Raw genomic sequence first — 16,339 nt, forward strand, 5'->3', positions numbered from 1 at the left:
AATGAAAGAGAGTGGTCTAGGCAGAAAAGTGATCAGTCCGTTTTTGCCGTTGTATAGAAAGTTCAGAGATGGGTATTATGCGAAAATCGGAAAAAGAGATCCCAAAGAGTTAGCTATTCTATTATTTAAAAAATGTCACGGATGTCGTATTAATTTAGAAGATCCTTCCGATATAGATGAAAAAATAAACTGGTTGAAGTTTTACACGAAGACGGACAAGTGGTCGGAACTGACTGATAAGTATTTGGTACGGCAGTATGTAGAAAATAAAGGGTTGGGACATACACTGAATACAATCTATGGTGTATATGAAAAAAGCGAAGATATAAATTTTGAAATCTTACCGGAGTCTTTTGTTATAAAACTGACAAATGGTGGGGGTGGAAAATATGTGAAACTTATTCAGAATAAGAGAGAGCTGAATATTCCGCGTTTAAGAAAAGAATTAAATGAATGGCTAAAATATCCGTTTGGGTTGATAAGTGCGGAGCCTCATTATTTAAAAATTAAACCCCGGATTCTGATTGAAAAATACTTGAATTCTGATTTGAAAGGTGAAAATTCCCTTGTCGATTATAAATTTAATTGCTACAACGGTAAGGCTTATTCTGTTTTTCTTTGTTCGGACAGAATCAAAGAAAAAGTAAATTATTCCATTTACGATCTGAACTGGAATTTACAACCGGAAAAAATAACAGCCCATTACAGAACGCATAAGGTATATCCCCGACCTGTTTCATTTGATAAAATGTTAGCGTATAGTGAAATTCTTGCAAAAGAATTTCCGTTAGTCAGAGTTGATTGGTATGAGATAAACGGAGAACCGGTTTTTAGTGAAATGACCTTTACGCCCGGTGCCGGATTTCAAACTTATTATACTCCTGAATACCGGCAGGAGTTGGGAGCACAGCTTGTATTACCTGGTAAAAACATATTATAATGGGAGTAAATTATTCATTTATAATTCCCCATAAAAATACGCCGGAATTGTTGCGTCGTTGTCTGGCTTCTATTCCTTGTCGGGAAGATATTCAGGTTATTGTTATTGATGATAATAGTGATCCGGTGAAAGTTGATTTCGAGTATTTCCCGGGGAGCGATATTGAAAATGTTCAGGTAATTTTTTCAAAGGAGGGGAAGGGTGCAGGGGCGGCAAGAAATAAAGGCTTACAAAAGGCGGAAGGGAAATGGTTGTTTTTTGCAGATGCGGACGATTTTTTTAATCCTTGTTTTATAGAATCTGTCGATAAGTATATGTATTCGGATGCGGATATTGTATATTTTTCCGTAAATAGTGTTTATTCGGATACTTTAGCACCCGGTTTCAGGGGTATAGAAATAGATCGAATGGTCAATATTGCCATTTCAAACAAGGATTTAGACCCGCTTCGTTATAAATATTTCAGTCCAGTCAGTAAGATGGTGAGAAGGGAGCTTGTGTTAAGAAACCATTTGGAATTCGATGAAACCCTTGCCAATAATGACGCGATGTTTAGTGTGAAATGCGGATATTATGCAAGGAAAGTGTTGGTGGATGCAACGAAGGTCTATTGTATAACGTGTGACATTAGTTCTGTCAGTCACAGATATTCGGAGGCAATAGCCAAAGATCGTTTGATCGTATTTCGGAATATTAATTGTTTTCTAAGGGATGTTCATAAAAATAAGTACAGAACAAATTTGATCCCTTATTTGTTGTGTATACACAATTGGGAATGGCGATCGTTTTGTAGACGAGTCCGTTTGTTGTCATTCGGGTATTATATGTCTTATTTTTGGGTAGATCTGATTGCTTTGGGGATTTTTCCGTTGAAATTATTTTTTGATCGGTCTCGTCGGAATCAGTTTATTGACAGAAAAAATTTACTAAAAGGAAAACTCTGATATGTTTTCTTTTCCCTATACGACTACTGTTGACAGGATTCTTTTATTTCTGTTGATTGGTTATATATTTTTCGTCGGTATACTGGGAAGTATAGGCACCTACCTGCTTCTTTCAGTTTCGTGTTTATTTTTATTTAACGGTTACAAAACAAACAGTTGTTATACATGGCATTTTTTCCCATTCCGTTATTGTTGCTATATAATATTGTTTTTAATCTTGCATTTCCTTTTGGTTCCATTTAAAAGTCCGTCATTTTTATTAGGTACTTTAACCACTTTTTTGATTGCAATTGCCTTAATTCAGAAAGTAGAGTATGAGGTTATAGAAAGATGGATTATTATTTTTGGGTGTGTTCAGCTATTTTTTGGTCTGTGGTATCTGCTGTCTTTTTCTTCTTTAGTGGCTATATTCCAGTATTTTTTACCGGAAAATGTTTTAATTGCTATGTGGAAATGGCATGCGGAAGGAAGAAATACGGGGATCAATTCTCAGACATTTCCTTTGGCTTTTTATTTGGTGCAGCTATTAGGGGTATTCTTTATAAAGTATCGATGTAGAATAAATTTACTGTTTGTATTTTTAAGTTTAGTAATTTTATTCGTCTTATTTACAACGAGTAGAAGGGGAGCCTTGATATTTTCATTTGCAGGTGTCTTTTTTTGTTGGGTAATTGTTAAAAAATATTCTTTTTTTAAGCTTTTGACGATAGGGACGGCTGCCTTACTAAGTATTTTTATTTTTATCAAAGGTTTTGGAGTATTGGGCTTGGATTTTCCGGTATTGGATCGGTTTGATGTTTCTGCCGTTAGCCTGACAGATTATGATTCTATCAACGAATTGTCGTCTTCGAGATTGTCATTAATTGTTCATGCTTATAATTTTTTTAGTGAACGTCCGCTTTTAGGACAGGGATTTAAGTTCTTTTTTGAAACGAAAGGACAAGATGTGCATAATACCTATCTTCAACTTTTATGTGAATCCGGGATAATCGGAACTTGCATGTTGCTCTCTTTTTTTCTGTATAATCTGACAAAAACGATCTCGATGATCAAGCGATACGTTCGGGTTCCTAAAGATATCGTGTATTCGTTTTACGGACAGTTCTTTTTCCTTATTATGTGTTTTATAGAAAATCCGTTTTCCGACAGATATTTCTTTTTATCTTATATGATTGCAATTTCGTTAATGTATAGCAGGCTTTTGAAAGAGAAGTTGGGTTTGTCGGTTTAGAAATTATATTATAACATTCTTCTGAAATTCATTTGGTTTAATCGTGGAAGAACAATTGAAAACATTCCATTCGAAACGTATTGTATTTATTAACCAGTCAAGCGGGACATTAATGGTTGATATAGTCAATGCTTTTGGAACGAAATATGAACATCTGGTTTTGATAACCGGGACGAAAGGCGGAGAAAAATATCAGGCTGGCTTGTTGGAAAAGGTGAAAGTCGATAAGATTATCTCTTATGAAAAAAATACTACGTTCAGGCGGATTTTTACTTGGTTGTGGGGGTGGTTACAGATTTGGTTCAAAATTATATTGAAATACCGGAAAGCTGATTTATTTATAGTTTCCAATCCGCCTATGGCAACTTTATTGCCTTTATTTTGCCGGAATCCTTATTCTTTTCTGATTTACGATACTTATCCCGATGTATTGGTGAGTACCGGAGTATGCCGGGCAGACAGCTTTATTGTACACTGGTGGAAAAAGCAGAATAGAAAACTGTATAGAAAAGCCCGCAATATATATACTATCGGAGAAGGGATGGCAGAATGTCTGACTCAATATACGGAAAAGGAAAAAATAAAAATTATTCCGAACTGGGCCGATGTTTCTTTTTTGAAGCCTTGTAGTAAGGCAGACAATCCTTTTCTGAAAGAATACGGTTTGTCCGATAAGTTTATCGTTCTCTATTCCGGCAATTTGGGGAATACTCATAGCGTGGAGACTATTGTAGAGGTTGCAGAACGTCTGAGATGTGAACAGGATATTTGTTTTGTCATTATTGGAGAAGGAGGTAAGAAAAAGAAAATCGGGCAGATGGTAGAGGAAAAAGGATTGAACAATTGTCGGTTGCTTCCCTGGCAGCCTGTAGAACGCATACCCTATTCACTCGGGGCTGCAGATGTCGGTGTCATTACCCTGGATTTGTCGGCTTCAGCTTTGAGTGTTCCTAGCAAGACCTATGCTATGTTGGCTGTCGGTTGCGCATTGCTGTGTATTGCCGGACGGGATTCAGAGCTTGGCGGAATTGTCGGGAAATATCAGGCAGGGGAAATCTTCGCGCCGGATGAGGTGGACCGGATTGCTGATTTTGTGCTCGGGATGAAAAATGATGCAGAAAAATTGGAACGTTATAAACGGAATGCCCGGAAAGCCGCTTTGGATTTTACGCCTGAAAATGCAAGACAATATGTTAACAGATACGAATGATGTATAGGAACGGGTTAAAGCGTTGTCTGGATTTTTTGATGTCTTTGTCGGGAATTCTGGTTTTATCACCTGTATTGCTGATTGCGACGGGGGTATTGATGTATGCCAATAAGGGGGCGGGTGCTTTTTTCTTTCAGGCACGTCCCGGGAAAAACGGAAAGATATTTAAAGTAATCAAGTTTAAAACGATGACCGATGAACGGGATAAAAACGGAGAGTTATTGCCGGATGAGATTCGGCTGACCCGGGTCGGGAAGTTTATACGTTCGACTTCTTTAGATGAGTTGCCGCAGTTAATAAATGTATTGAAAGGAGATATGGCATTGATCGGTCCGCGTCCTCTTTTGCCGCAGTATTTGCCGTTGTATTCACCCGAACAGGCTCACCGGCATGATGTCCGGCCTGGGATTACGGGTTGGGCACAGGTGAACGGACGGAATGATATAAGTTGGTGTAAAAAATTCGAGCTGGATCTTTGGTATGTAAACCATCTTTCGTTTCGACTGGATCTGAAGATCGCTTTTCTGACAGTTTGGAAAGTGATAAAACGTGACGGTGTTGCTAAAGAAGGTATGGCAACTACAGTTCCATTTAACGGACATAATTAAGTTTGAGATATGATAAAGATTAATCTTATTGAGTATTTTGAAGGTACGGTAAAAAAATATGCCGATAAAGTTGCCGTATGGGATAAGGAGCGCCATGTGACTTTTGCCGGTCTTAAAAATTACAGTAAAGCTTTAGCCTGGAAAATAGTCCAGGATAAGGGAATAATAAAAAAGCCGATAGCTGTTTATCTGAATAAGAGCATCGAGAGTGTTTATGCAGATATGGCGATTATTTATAGCGGTAATTTTTATATGAATCTGGATGTAAAGACTCCGGCAGAAAGAATAAAAAATATACTGGAGCTTATACAACCTGCTGCGATTATTTCGAATAGCCAGTTTGAGAAGAATATAAAAGATGTGATCCCGGCTGGAATTGACGTGATAAACCTGGATTCGGTGATATGGGAAGATATAGAATGTGATGATAAAACATTGTTACGGCGTTTGGAAGCTTTGATAGATACCGATCCGCTTTGTATCATCAATACTTCCGGTTCGACAGGGACACCCAAAGGGGTGGTATTGAATCACCGTAGTTTCTTTGACTTTACAGAGTGGGCACAGGAAGAATTCGGTTTTACGGATCATGAGGTTATTGGCTCCTTGTCTCCTTTGGTTTTTGATATTTATAGTTATGAATTATGTCTTTTGATGTCCCGGGGAAGTACGATGGTCCTGATCCCGGATAATCTTTCTGCATTCCCGGTGACGATCTTGAAACTATTGCAAGAAAAGAAAGTTTCTTTTATCTTCTGGGTTCCGACGATTATGGTCAATATCGCTAATATGGACTTGTTGAGTCAGATGCAGTTGCCTGATTTGAAATTATGCTGGTTTGCCGGAGAAGTATTTCCAACAAAGCAGTTCAACTACTGGCATCATAAATTGCCTCATGTTCTGTTTGCCAATTTATACGGACCTATTGAAATCACGCTGGATTGCACCTATTTTAAAGTGGAACGTGAGTTAAAGGACGAAGAACCTATTCCGATCGGATTCCCTTGCCGGAATACGGATATTTTGATTTTAAACGAAAATAATCAACAGGTGTCGGAAAAACAAAAGGAGGGCGAATTGTGTGTCAGGGGCACTTCGCTGGCTATGGGGTATTATAATAATCCGGAAAAGACGGCCGCCGCCTTTGTCCAGAATCCTTTGAATAAAGCTTATCCGGAGATTATTTATCGTACCGGCGATATCGTATTTATCAACGAACTCGGCGAGATTGTGTTTAAAGGAAGAAAGGATTCGCTGGTAAAGCATTTGGGATACCGTATCGAGTTGGGTGAAATCGAGCATGTGATTATCAATAAGTTGAAGTTGGTAAAGAACGGATGTGTCGTTTATAGTTTTGCAAGGAAAGAGATTACGCTGTTTTATGAAGCGGAAAAGGAACTGACGGCTGCGGAGTTCCGGCTGGCTATCGGTAAAGAATTACCGAAATATATGATACCTACGGTTTATCATTGTTTGGAGCAGTTGAAACGGAATACAAACGGTAAAATAGATCGGTTATATTATAGTAAACAAGTTAACGATTGAATAAAGAAATTATGGAACAACGTGTTTTAGAGATTGTAAATCTGGTTTTGGAAAATCGTTCTAAAACAAAAGTAAACAGTCTGTCTCCTCATGATAAATTGAGAGAGACATTGGGGTTTGATTCATTGGATTTAGCAGAATTAACCGTGAGAATAGAGGATGAATTCGGTGTGGATATTTTTGAAGACGGGTTAATAAATACGGTCGGAGAAATTTATTCAAAATTAGGATAGATGTCTGTTTTTCTCAAAGATCTCGATAAGGTTTACGGGTATGAAGATTTACTTTATCGTATAGATCATTCTTCAGCTTATAAGCCCTGTTTCCAAACAAGTGATTTATATGACTTTTTTACGAATTTGTTAGTGGGGCTTGTTTCTGATTCTCCTCTGGTATTGTTGGATGCAGATTTAAATTTTTCAGAATTATCCGGATTGAATGTCAGGGAAATCAATATTGAGAAGCCTGTTGTAAAAAAGCAATATGCTTCATTGGAAGATTTAGTAAAGGCAGTTCAGACTTCTCTTTCAGAAATAACAATTTTTACTTCGGGAACAACGGGACAACCCAAACAGGTTCGGCATACCATTCAAACTTTGACTCGTTCTGTCAGAATAGGAACTGGGTATCAGGGACAGGTATGGGGATTTGCTTATAATCCCACACATATGGCTGGATTACAAGTGTTTTTTCAAGCTTTTGAAAATTTGAATACACTGGTAAATATATTTAATCGCAGCCGTTCGGAAGTAAATGCCGTGCTGAAATCTGCAGGAATTACGCATCTCTCTGCAACTCCGACTTTTTACCGTTTATTATTGCCCGTAGAAGAGGTTTTTGAAAAGGTTCAACGGGTTACTCTGGGGGGAGAGAAGTCGGATCAGAAGTTGTATGACTTTATTCGGCAGTTGTTTCCCTGTGCCAGGATAAATAATGTATATGCTTCTACAGAGGCGGGCTCTTTATTTGCTGCCAGAGGTGAAAACTTTCAGATTCCGGAAAATTTTTCCGATAAATTCAGGGTCGAGGACAGCGAATTATTAATACATAAATCTTTATTGGGAGAGTCGGAAAGTTTTCAGTATTCCGGAGAGTATTACCGGACCGGGGATTTGATCGAATGGGTGGATGAAAGTAAAGGGATTTTCCGGTTTAAGAGTCGTAAAAATGAATTGATTAATATCGGGGGGTATAAGGTAAATCCGGAAGAAGTGGAAGATGTTCTGCTTCAGATAGAGGGTGTACAGCAAGCCGTTGTTTATGGAAAACCGAATTCTGTACTGGGGAATGTATTGTGTGCAGAATTGAAAGTATTGTCAGGTATGGAATTGACAGAACTTCAGATTCGTCAATATCTTCAGGGGAAGTTACAGGATTTTAAAATCCCCCGCCGTATTAAGTTTGTAGAACAATTTTTATTAACACGTACAGGTAAGATTAAAAGATGAATATATTGGTTACAGGCTGCTCCCGCGGAGTCGGGTTAGAGATATGCCGGGTTTTGCTGGAGCAGGGGCATACCGTTTATGGTGTGGCCCGCAATTATACGGATGATTTTAAAGAATTGGCGATGCGGTATAAAGACAGACTGTTTTTTAAAAGTGTTGATCTATCGGCTCCTGCTGAAATTCACCGGCAGGTATTTAAGGAGTATGTGACCAATCGGATAGCTTTGGACGGTGTTGTAAATAACGCAGCGATGGCTTATGATGATATTGTTACAAATCTTAGGCTGGAAAAATTGGAAGCGATGTATGCAGTTAATGTATTTGCTCCGATGATGATAACGAAATATGCAATTCGAAATATGTTATTGCATCGTAAAAAAGGCTGTATTGTTCATATATCTTCGATAAGTGCACATACGGGATATAAAGGATTGGCAATGTACGCTTCCAGTAAAGGAGCGTTGGAAGCTTTCTCTAAGGATACTGCCCGGGAATGGGGAGAGTTGGGAATCCGTTCCAATGTTGTTGTTCCCGGTTTTATGGAAACGGAGATGAGTGCAAGTTTAACCCAGGAACAAAAAGACCGAATATACAAACGGACTTCGATGAAACAGGCGACTTCTGTTCGTTCCGTTGCAGAGACGACCGTATTTCTGTTATCAGAAAAAGCCTGTAGTATAACGGGACAAAATATTCATATAGACAATGGAACGATTTAACATGTTAAATATGCGACCATACGAGAAAGAAGCGGTTCGTTTGGCAATTGGCCGGGCTTTCTCTTTAAAACCTCGTTACTCAAATTATTACGGGCGTCAATTGGAGGAAGGAGATGATTATGTCGAGACGGATTCTTCGTTGGTGCTGAGAAAGAAAGAGGGTGATTTTTACAGAATATATATCATGTCGGTATCACAGGCTGATGTTGTTGATATTCTGAAAAAATTGCCGGGAGTCAATGTTTTGAATATACCGGCAAAAAACGATATCTCCGAGTGGAGAACTTTGATGCAGTCTGCCGGATTTGATATGATTTCGATGTATGAGAGATATTATTATAAAAAGGTCAAAGAACGGAAAAATGCGCAGACAATAAACTATGCGACACAGGAGCAAACAGAGGTAATATATGCTTTGTTTCAGAATCATTTTTCTTCATATACGGATTATTTACCGGCGAAAGACGAATTAGCTGGACTGGTGGAGCAGGGGAATGTTATTGTAAATTATTCGGAGGGCCAGGTATGCGGTGCCTTTGTATATGAATTGGAAGGGCGTAAATGTTATCTGAGAGCTTGGTATGACAGCGGGGAGAATGGCTTAAAATTACTGTTTGATGTGTACTGCATTATGCATTTGAAAAATATTAGCTATGCCTATTTTTGGGTAAACAGTACGAATACGAATGTAAAAAAAATTCATGAGCTATTAGGTGCAGTTCCCGATGGTTTAAAAGATTATACATTTATAAAAAAATAATTATGAGAGAAAAAATTATAAGCATATTGACAGAGCTCCGTCCGGAGTTCGACTTTAATGAACCTTTGAATTTTATTGAAGAAGGTATGTTGGATTCTTTTGATGTCATTAATCTGGTGACCGCTTTAGACAGTGAATTCGGTATCTCTATCGACGGTACGGATGTATTGCCTGATAATTTTTCATCGGTGGAAAATATAGAGGCTTTGTTAAGAAAAAACGGAGTAAAGGCATGAAGCTGAAATTTCATCGTAAAAGAATAACGGGGATATTGACCGTGTTGCCTTCCAGGGAAGTCTCATTCGAAGAGGAGATGGAGAATTACAATTTTTCTGCAGCCAAATCGATGAAACTAAAGATGGCAATGGGGTATAACAAGCATCGGATTGTAGAAGAAGGAGTATGTGTGTCGGATTTGTGTGTATATGGTTTGAACTTCCTTTTTGAAAATCGGATGCTTCGCAAGGAAGATATCGATGCTTTGTTATTGGTTACCCAATCGCCCGATCATTTTATGCCGGCGACGAGTAATATCATACAGGGAAAACTGGGTTTAGGGACGGATGTTTTTTGTATGGATATCAATCAGGGATGTTGTGGTTTTATCGTTGGTTTGATGGAAGCATTTATGTTGTTGGAGCAAGAGAGTATCCGTAAGGTCGTACTGCTCAATGCGGATGTTTTGAGCCGCAAAGTATCGAAGCGGGATCGCAATAGTAATCCGTTGACGGGGGATGCTGCAACGATAACTATTGTTGAAAGAAGTGATGCAGATACTGTTATTCACGGTTTTCTGAAAATGGACGGTACCGCTTCCGATGCCCTGATGATCCCAGCAGGAGGATTCCGTTTGCCTGCTTCAGAAGAAACCGGAAGAATGACTGAAGATGCTGCCGGAAATTTTCGTTCACTCGACAATCTGGTGATGAAAGGGGATGAAGTATTCAATTTTGTTCAGCGTGAAGTACCTCCGATGATAGAGGAATTATTGCAGGAAGCAGGATGTTCCAAAGAAAAGGTCGATTGGTATATGTTTCATCAGCCCAATCGTTTTATGCTACATAAACTGGCCGATAAGTTAGGAGTGCCCCATGAAAAAATGCCTTCCAATATTGTAGAGAATTTCGGTAATGCCAGCGGGGCGACGATACCGACTAATATCAGCTTTAATATCGGCGACCGTTTAAAACAGGAGCAATATATGTTCTGTCTGGCCGGATTCGGAGTCGGTCTGACATGGGGGGCACTGCTTATGAATATAGGAAATCTGGATTTTAATGAGATTATTTATTACTAAAAAAATGCGTTATGGAAAAGATGAAAGAAGAATTGGCGGAATTATTGGAAGTAGACGAAATAAAAGAAAATGAAGTTCTGGCAGACTTTGAATGCTGGGATTCTTTAACGGTTCTTTCTATTATAGCCTGGGCTTCCGAAAATTACGGGAAAACACTTTTGGCAAAGGATGTAAATGAAGCCAAAACGGTCGGTGGACTTTTAGCTTTGTTAAAGTAATGGAATTCAATCCATTGAATTTGAGTGGCCGGCGTTATCTGATAACCGGTGCCGCTTCCGGGATAGGTAAGGCGACATGCATTCTTTTATCCCGTCTGGGTGCGGAACTTTTACTTGTCGATTTGAATGCAGAGGGCTTACAGGCTACACAACAGTTGTGTCCTGACCGGACCTCTCTTTTGGCTATCGACCTGACAGATACGGAAGAGATGAAACAAAAAATAAGTGAAGCGGTTGCCGGTTTCGGAACCTTAAACGGATTTGCACATATTGCTGGCCGACCTTATATTACTCCTTTGAAAGGGGTAAGTGAAAAGGTATGTACGGAAGTGTATAAACTGAATGCTTACGCAGCGATTGAACTGGCTAAACTCTTTACCAACCGGAAAATTTATGCGGGAGAAAACGGGTCGGTGGTCTTGATCTCTTCTGTTTATGGGGTGGTTGGTTCGGCTGCCAACGTAGGCTATGCTATGACCAAGTCTGCTATAATCGGGATTACCAAAGCTTTGGCGATGGAATTTGCTGCTAAGAAAATTCGGTTTAATTGTATCGCCCCCGGTTTTATCCGTACCCCGATGATGGATGCAAATATAAATTCTTTCGATCAGAATTATCTTGAAACCTTAAACCGCCTGCATCCTCTCGGTTTGGGAAATGCGGATGATATTGCCAATGCCGTGGCCTATTTGTTGTCGGATATGGCGAAATGGGTGACGGGTTCGGTGATGAATGTGGACGGCGGTTTTACAGCTCAATAAGTATGGAAAATAAAGCATGTATTTTAATTACCGGTGCTTCTTCCGGGATGGGGCGGGAGATGGCTGTGCGGTTTTCTGCGGTTTACCGGGTGATCTTGAACGGTCGCGACACCAAACGTTTGGAGGAAACCCGGCAGTTATGTACAAATCCGGCAGATCAATTGATCTGGCAGTATGATTTGGCAAAGGTAGAAGAATTGGAAAACTCTTTTGTCACTTTTATGTCAGCACATCAGATTCGGGTAAGTTATTTTGTACATTGTGCCGGTTTTATGAAAACTTATCCGTTGAAAATGGTTACTGCCGGGCTTTTTCAGGATACTTTTAATGTGAATGTAATTTCCGGGGCTCTGTTGGTCAAATCCCTGATGAACCGGAAAATTAATGATGCAGCATTAAAAAGTGTGGTTTTGATTTCCAGTAATATCAGCAACTTCGGTGCTAAAGCATTTTCAGTTTACGGTGCCTCAAAAGGGGCTGTCGATGCGTTGATGCGTTCGCTTGCCGTGGAGCTGGCACCACGGGTTCGGGTAAATTCCGTATTACCCGGAGGAGTACGTACGGCAATGACGGAACATATGTATCAGGATCAGGAATTGATCGACCGTATGGCTGCTGGATATCCTTTAGGATTGGGAGAAGTCGGTGATATTTATGAAGCGGTGAACTTTTTGTTATCTGATAAGGCCGGATGGATAACGGGACAGCAGTTTACAGTGGATGGCGGACGAACGATTAATATTACCGGTTGATGGCGCTAAAAATTGTTCGGATAGTCAATAAACCGGTTTCTTCAAACTGTTTTTTACTTTATGACCGGGAAATCAATAACGATTGTTTGGTTGTAGATCCGGGAAGCGAATACCCGGACGAGCTTGAACAGCAGTTAAAGGATTTGAATTTGTATCCGAAATATATTCTGTTGACTCACGAGCACTTCGATCATGTTTGGGGATGTAATTATCTAATTGAAAAATATCGTTCGAAAATTATCTGCTCGGCTGTATGTTCTGAGGCGATACAGGATGCTAAAAGAAATCATTCTTTGTTTTATAATCAAAAAGCTTTTCAGGTTTCTGCGGCGGATATCTGTGTCGAAGATTTAGGGTTTAGCTGGAATTGGAATGGGTGGGATATCACCTTTTTTATTGCAGAAGGCCATACAAATGCCGGGATTTGTTTTGAAATAGGAAATGGCTTATTTACCGGTGATACCCTTTTAAAAGATCTCCGGACAGTCACGAAATTATTTTGCGGTTCTAAAGAAAAGCTGGTCGTTACCATAAACCGGATAAAAGGATTGCAGGGGAAAGGTTTTTATGTTTATCCCGGTCACGGGGATGGCTTTGACTTGGATAATTATGATTTGAATAAAGCATTTTAAATTGAACTATGAAAGATATTAAAAAGATAGTCATATTCGGGACAGGAGCTGTTGCGGCTGAAATTACGTCACAATTGGAAGATAGCGATTGGGGAGAAAAGGCGGGAATTTCGATCAAAGGATATGTTGCGTCTGATGAGGCAGGATTGACTCATTGGAAGGAATATAAATACCGGAATCCTTATCTGGGTAATTTTTTTGACTATGAGATAGAAGAGGAAGATTATTTTGTTTTGGCTTTGGGAAACTACAGGGTGAAAAGAAAGATTGTCGGTGAGATAAAGGCAAAAGGCGGAAAATTTGTGACCTTGATTCATCCGACGGCAATTGTCGCTAAGACGGCAATAATCGGAGAAGGGAACATTCTTGATCCTTTCACCATGATAGGGCCTAATGTAAGGTTGGGAGATTTTAATTTGCTGACTTCACAGTCGATTATCAGTCATGATTGTAGCGTCGGTGATTATAATTTTTTTGCGACCTCTTTGTTATGCGGATACAATCATATCGGTGACGACAATTATTTTGGTATCAGAGCGACTACATTGCCTGAAATCTCTGTCGGTAACCGGAATGTGGTACAGGCTGGTATGATTGTAGATAAGAATGTGGATGATGATGCGACGGTTTTTTATCGTTATAAGGAGAGGGTTATAGCAGTTCCCAAAGAGTTGTAATATTGTCCGTTTTTTTGTCTGTTAGGGATTTAATCGTTTATAATATGAAATCAAGAATTTGGCTCTCTTTGGCCCATATGGGGGGAAGGGAGCAGGAGTTTATACGGGAAGCGTTCGATACGAATTGGGTGGTTCCGCTGGGACCGAATGTGGATGCTTTTGAAAAAGCGTTGGCAGCGTATTTACGGGAAGATAAGCATGTGGTGGCGTTGAGTGCGGGGACGGCTGCCTTGCATTTGGGATTGATCTTGTTGGGAGCCGGAGTCGGAGATGAGGTGATTTGCCAGAGTTTTACCTTTTCCGCTTCTGCTAATCCGATTATGTATCAGGGGGCTAAACCTGTATTTGTGGATAGCGAGGCTTCGACCTGGAATATGGATCCGGTGTTGTTGGAAGAAGCAATAAAAGACCGGTTGCGCAAAACCGGCAAATTACCCAAAGCGATTATACCGGTACATTTATACGGAATGCCAGCCCGGTTGGACCGGATTTGTGAGATTGCCGGGCGATACGGAATACCGGTGTTAGAAGATGCTGCAGAAGCTTTGGGATCGGAGTTTAAGGGACGGAAATGCGGTACTTTCGGTGAATTGGCTGCCTTGTCGTTCAATGGAAATAAAATGATAACTACTTCCGGTGGGGGAGCCTTGGTTTGTCGTTCGGAAGAGGAAGCCGGGCAAGTGAAATTTTATGCGACTCAGGCACGGGATGCGGCTCCGCATTACCAGCATTCACATATCGGTTATAATTACCGGATGAGTAATATTTGTGCGGGAATCGGCCGGGGCCAGATGTTTGTATTGGAAGAACATGTGGCTCGCAGAAGGGCAATCCATGCTTTATATACTTCTTTGCTGAAAGATATTCCCGGAATCAGTGTATTGCAGAATCCTTCCTCGGATTTCGATTCGAATTTCTGGCTGACTTGCATTACCGTCGACCCGCTTGTGGCGGGATGTACCCGGGAAAATATCCGTCTGGCGCTGGATGCGGATAATATCGAGAGCCGACCCTTGTGGAAACCGATGCATTTGCAACCCGTATTTGCCGAAGCTCCGTTTTATGGAAACGGCACTTCTGAGCATCTGTTCGATATAGGTCTTTGCCTGCCTTCCGGACCGACGCTGACGGATGAAGACATCAGGCGGGTTGCCGGCGTGATACGCGGATTGGTAAGATAATTGTATTATATATCGGATAAAAAAGCACGTAGTTTCAGAGCTACGTGCTTTTTTTGTATCACCACTAAATGAAAGATTCTGCCGGGGAAATTTATTTTATTGGAAATTAAGGTAATAAAGCTTTCAGTTTATCCACTTGTTTTTGTAATTCGGCCCGGGTTTGCGGGTCTTTTTCATTGTGTAGGGCAGCCTGAATATCGGGTAAAAAGTGCAGATAATGGGTGTCGGCGATGTAAGCGGCAGCACGGATACGTACTTCCGGTGCGCTATCATAGAGCAGACCCTGTATCCAGCGTTTGGCATCCCAGGAATGGTGGTTTTCCAGCCAGTCGAGAGCATCGATTTTGGCTTTGCCTGTACCGTGTAAAAATGTCTGAAAACATTCGGATTCCTGTTGAAGACCGGATGTTGTCATCAACAGTTCGCGTTGGGGCAGTGCGGGTTGCACCGTGTTTTCTTTATAGGAAATAAGGGGTTTACCGAGAGTCCAACGGATCATGCGGGGAATCATCCACATCATACCGGGAGTGGCTTCCGGATGAGCAATGGAGCTGAATACACGCCCTTTGCCGTATTGGTTGGCAATGAAGAAAGGTTTGCCGTTGGTCATACCGGCCGGAGCATTCCCTTCTTCATGAACATCACTTTGCATGGTGGCCAGAAGCGTATACCGAATGCTGTCCGGGGCACTCGGTATAAAAACGGGACCTTCATAATAAATGACATAACAAGTGTCGCGGGAAGATAATTCCGGGAATATTTTTTTCCCTTCTTCGTTCAGGGTGAATTTAGACAGACCGTGTCCGCGGTTGTCATGTTCAATGTCAATGGCCTGTGCTCCGTTCAAGGCCATACAGGCATATCCGGGAGTATTCGAGAAAAGATAAGCTCCGGCGCATATACCGACAGCGCCGTGTCCGTCGGCAATAAAGTCTCTGATGCGTTTCTGGTTTTCACTACCCAGGTTCAGGTATTGACGGCTGCCACTGCCTCCCGGAATAACGATGGCGTCGAGAGAATCAAGTATTCCTTCCGCGATTTCGGCGGATGTAATTGTCCGGGCCTGTATGCCGGGATCGAGCCGTAAGGCTGCTAGGGTTTCCCAGATACAGGTTTGCGCGCCTCCATGTCCGTCGAATACACCGACTGTAATTGCCGGAACCGTTTTTTTGTCGGTACTTTTTTTATCTGTCGGGGAAGCACATTGTAAACATAATGTCAGCCAGATCAAGCTAAGGATGTAAATGTTTTTCATGGATAGTAGAAGTTTATATTTTGCCTGAAAGTAATAAAATTTATTTGGCTTGTAGATTCGACTGCAGATAATTTTATTCCGGTTTTGTTTTTTTATCCGGATAAGGATTTAAAAATTGTATTGCCTTATAATTACCGCCCGGATAGTGTTTTTATATTCCG

At 40.6% G+C, this 16,339-nt stretch carries 19 protein-coding genes; 18 read left to right on the forward strand and 1 reads right to left on the reverse strand.

The window, feature by feature from the left end; all coding sequences use genetic code 11:
- Position 1: 1 nt before the first annotated feature.
- The 18 genes from DD657_RS05450 to DD657_RS05535 all read left to right on the forward strand — a co-directional run bounded on the left by DD657_RS05450 (position 2) and on the right by DD657_RS05535 (position 14,923).
- Entirely contained in the window at positions 2-940 is a 939-nt protein-coding gene (locus DD657_RS05450; RefSeq protein WP_118774315.1) for an ATP-grasp fold amidoligase family protein, read from the forward strand.
- Entirely contained in the window at positions 940-1,884 is a 945-nt protein-coding gene (locus tag DD657_RS05455; protein WP_287048897.1) for a glycosyltransferase family 2 protein, read from the forward strand. The genes DD657_RS05450 and DD657_RS05455 overlap by 1 nt, the downstream gene beginning before the upstream one ends.
- A 445-nt stretch (positions 1,885-2,329) precedes the next feature.
- Positions 2,330-3,115, forward strand: a complete 786-nt coding sequence (locus tag DD657_RS05460; RefSeq protein WP_287048899.1) for an O-antigen ligase family protein — start codon at positions 2,330-2,332, stop codon at positions 3,113-3,115.
- A gap of 112 nt (positions 3,116-3,227) precedes the next feature.
- Positions 3,228-4,325: a glycosyltransferase family 4 protein gene (locus tag DD657_RS05465; protein WP_287048901.1), complete on the forward strand. Its 1,098-nt coding sequence runs from the start codon at positions 3,228-3,230 to the stop codon at positions 4,323-4,325.
- Complete coding sequence (locus tag DD657_RS05470; protein WP_118774311.1) at positions 4,325-4,933, forward strand: sugar transferase; 609 nt, start codon at positions 4,325-4,327, stop codon at positions 4,931-4,933. Before DD657_RS05465 ends, DD657_RS05470 begins: the two co-directional genes overlap by 1 nt.
- 9 nt (positions 4,934-4,942) lie before the next feature.
- Positions 4,943-6,478 (forward strand): AMP-binding protein, encoded by a 1,536-nt coding sequence (locus tag DD657_RS05475; RefSeq protein ID WP_287048903.1) that lies wholly within the window; start codon positions 4,943-4,945, stop codon positions 6,476-6,478.
- A gap of 11 nt (positions 6,479-6,489) precedes the next feature.
- A complete protein-coding gene (locus tag DD657_RS05480; protein ID WP_118774318.1) occupies positions 6,490-6,711 on the forward strand; it encodes an acyl carrier protein in 222 nt (73 codons plus the stop codon).
- Positions 6,712-7,926, forward strand: coding sequence for a class I adenylate-forming enzyme family protein (locus tag DD657_RS05485; protein WP_287048905.1), 1,215 nt, complete (start codon positions 6,712-6,714; stop codon positions 7,924-7,926).
- The gene (locus DD657_RS05490; RefSeq protein WP_287048906.1) at positions 7,923-8,645 is read left to right on the forward strand and encodes an SDR family NAD(P)-dependent oxidoreductase; all 723 of its coding nucleotides are present in this window, start codon (positions 7,923-7,925) and stop codon (positions 8,643-8,645) included. The genes DD657_RS05485 and DD657_RS05490 overlap by 4 nt, the downstream gene beginning before the upstream one ends.
- Before the next feature lie 10 nt (positions 8,646-8,655).
- On the forward strand, positions 8,656-9,405 hold the full coding sequence (locus tag DD657_RS05495; protein WP_147379519.1) for a hypothetical protein: 750 nt from the start codon (positions 8,656-8,658) through the stop codon (positions 9,403-9,405).
- A gap of 2 nt (positions 9,406-9,407) precedes the next feature.
- Complete coding sequence (locus DD657_RS05500; RefSeq protein ID WP_118774307.1) at positions 9,408-9,641, forward strand: acyl carrier protein; 234 nt, start codon at positions 9,408-9,410, stop codon at positions 9,639-9,641.
- A complete protein-coding gene (locus DD657_RS05505) occupies positions 9,638-10,702 on the forward strand; it encodes a 3-oxoacyl-ACP synthase III family protein (protein ID WP_287048910.1) in 1,065 nt (354 codons plus the stop codon). The genes DD657_RS05500 and DD657_RS05505 overlap by 4 nt, the downstream gene beginning before the upstream one ends.
- Before the next feature lie 11 nt (positions 10,703-10,713).
- Positions 10,714-10,920 (forward strand): phosphopantetheine-binding protein, encoded by a 207-nt coding sequence (locus DD657_RS05510; RefSeq protein ID WP_110688699.1) that lies wholly within the window; start codon positions 10,714-10,716, stop codon positions 10,918-10,920.
- Positions 10,920-11,681: an SDR family NAD(P)-dependent oxidoreductase gene (locus DD657_RS05515; RefSeq protein WP_118774306.1), complete on the forward strand. Its 762-nt coding sequence runs from the start codon at positions 10,920-10,922 to the stop codon at positions 11,679-11,681. The genes DD657_RS05510 and DD657_RS05515 overlap by 1 nt, the downstream gene beginning before the upstream one ends.
- Positions 11,682-11,683: 2 nt before the next feature.
- A complete protein-coding gene (locus DD657_RS05520; protein WP_273133589.1) occupies positions 11,684-12,433 on the forward strand; it encodes an SDR family NAD(P)-dependent oxidoreductase in 750 nt (249 codons plus the stop codon).
- A complete protein-coding gene (locus DD657_RS05525; protein ID WP_287048913.1) occupies positions 12,433-13,065 on the forward strand; it encodes an MBL fold metallo-hydrolase in 633 nt (210 codons plus the stop codon). Before DD657_RS05520 ends, DD657_RS05525 begins: the two co-directional genes overlap by 1 nt.
- A gap of 8 nt (positions 13,066-13,073) precedes the next feature.
- Complete coding sequence (locus tag DD657_RS05530; RefSeq protein ID WP_118774304.1) at positions 13,074-13,742, forward strand: LbetaH domain-containing protein; 669 nt, start codon at positions 13,074-13,076, stop codon at positions 13,740-13,742.
- A 44-nt stretch (positions 13,743-13,786) separates the two neighbouring features.
- Positions 13,787-14,923: a DegT/DnrJ/EryC1/StrS family aminotransferase gene (locus tag DD657_RS05535; protein ID WP_021988480.1), complete on the forward strand. Its 1,137-nt coding sequence runs from the start codon at positions 13,787-13,789 to the stop codon at positions 14,921-14,923.
- Between the two features lie 106 nt (positions 14,924-15,029).
- On the opposite strand, the gene DD657_RS05540 is transcribed toward DD657_RS05535, so the two are convergent.
- Entirely contained in the window at positions 15,030-16,178 is a 1,149-nt protein-coding gene (locus tag DD657_RS05540) for a BPL-N domain-containing protein (RefSeq protein ID WP_287048914.1), read from the reverse strand.
- Between the last annotated feature and the right edge of the window lie 161 nt (positions 16,179-16,339).

The sequence above is a fragment of the Culturomica sp. genome (assembly GCF_003524185.1).
GTDB lineage: Bacteria > Bacteroidota > Bacteroidia > Bacteroidales > Marinifilaceae > Culturomica > Culturomica massiliensis.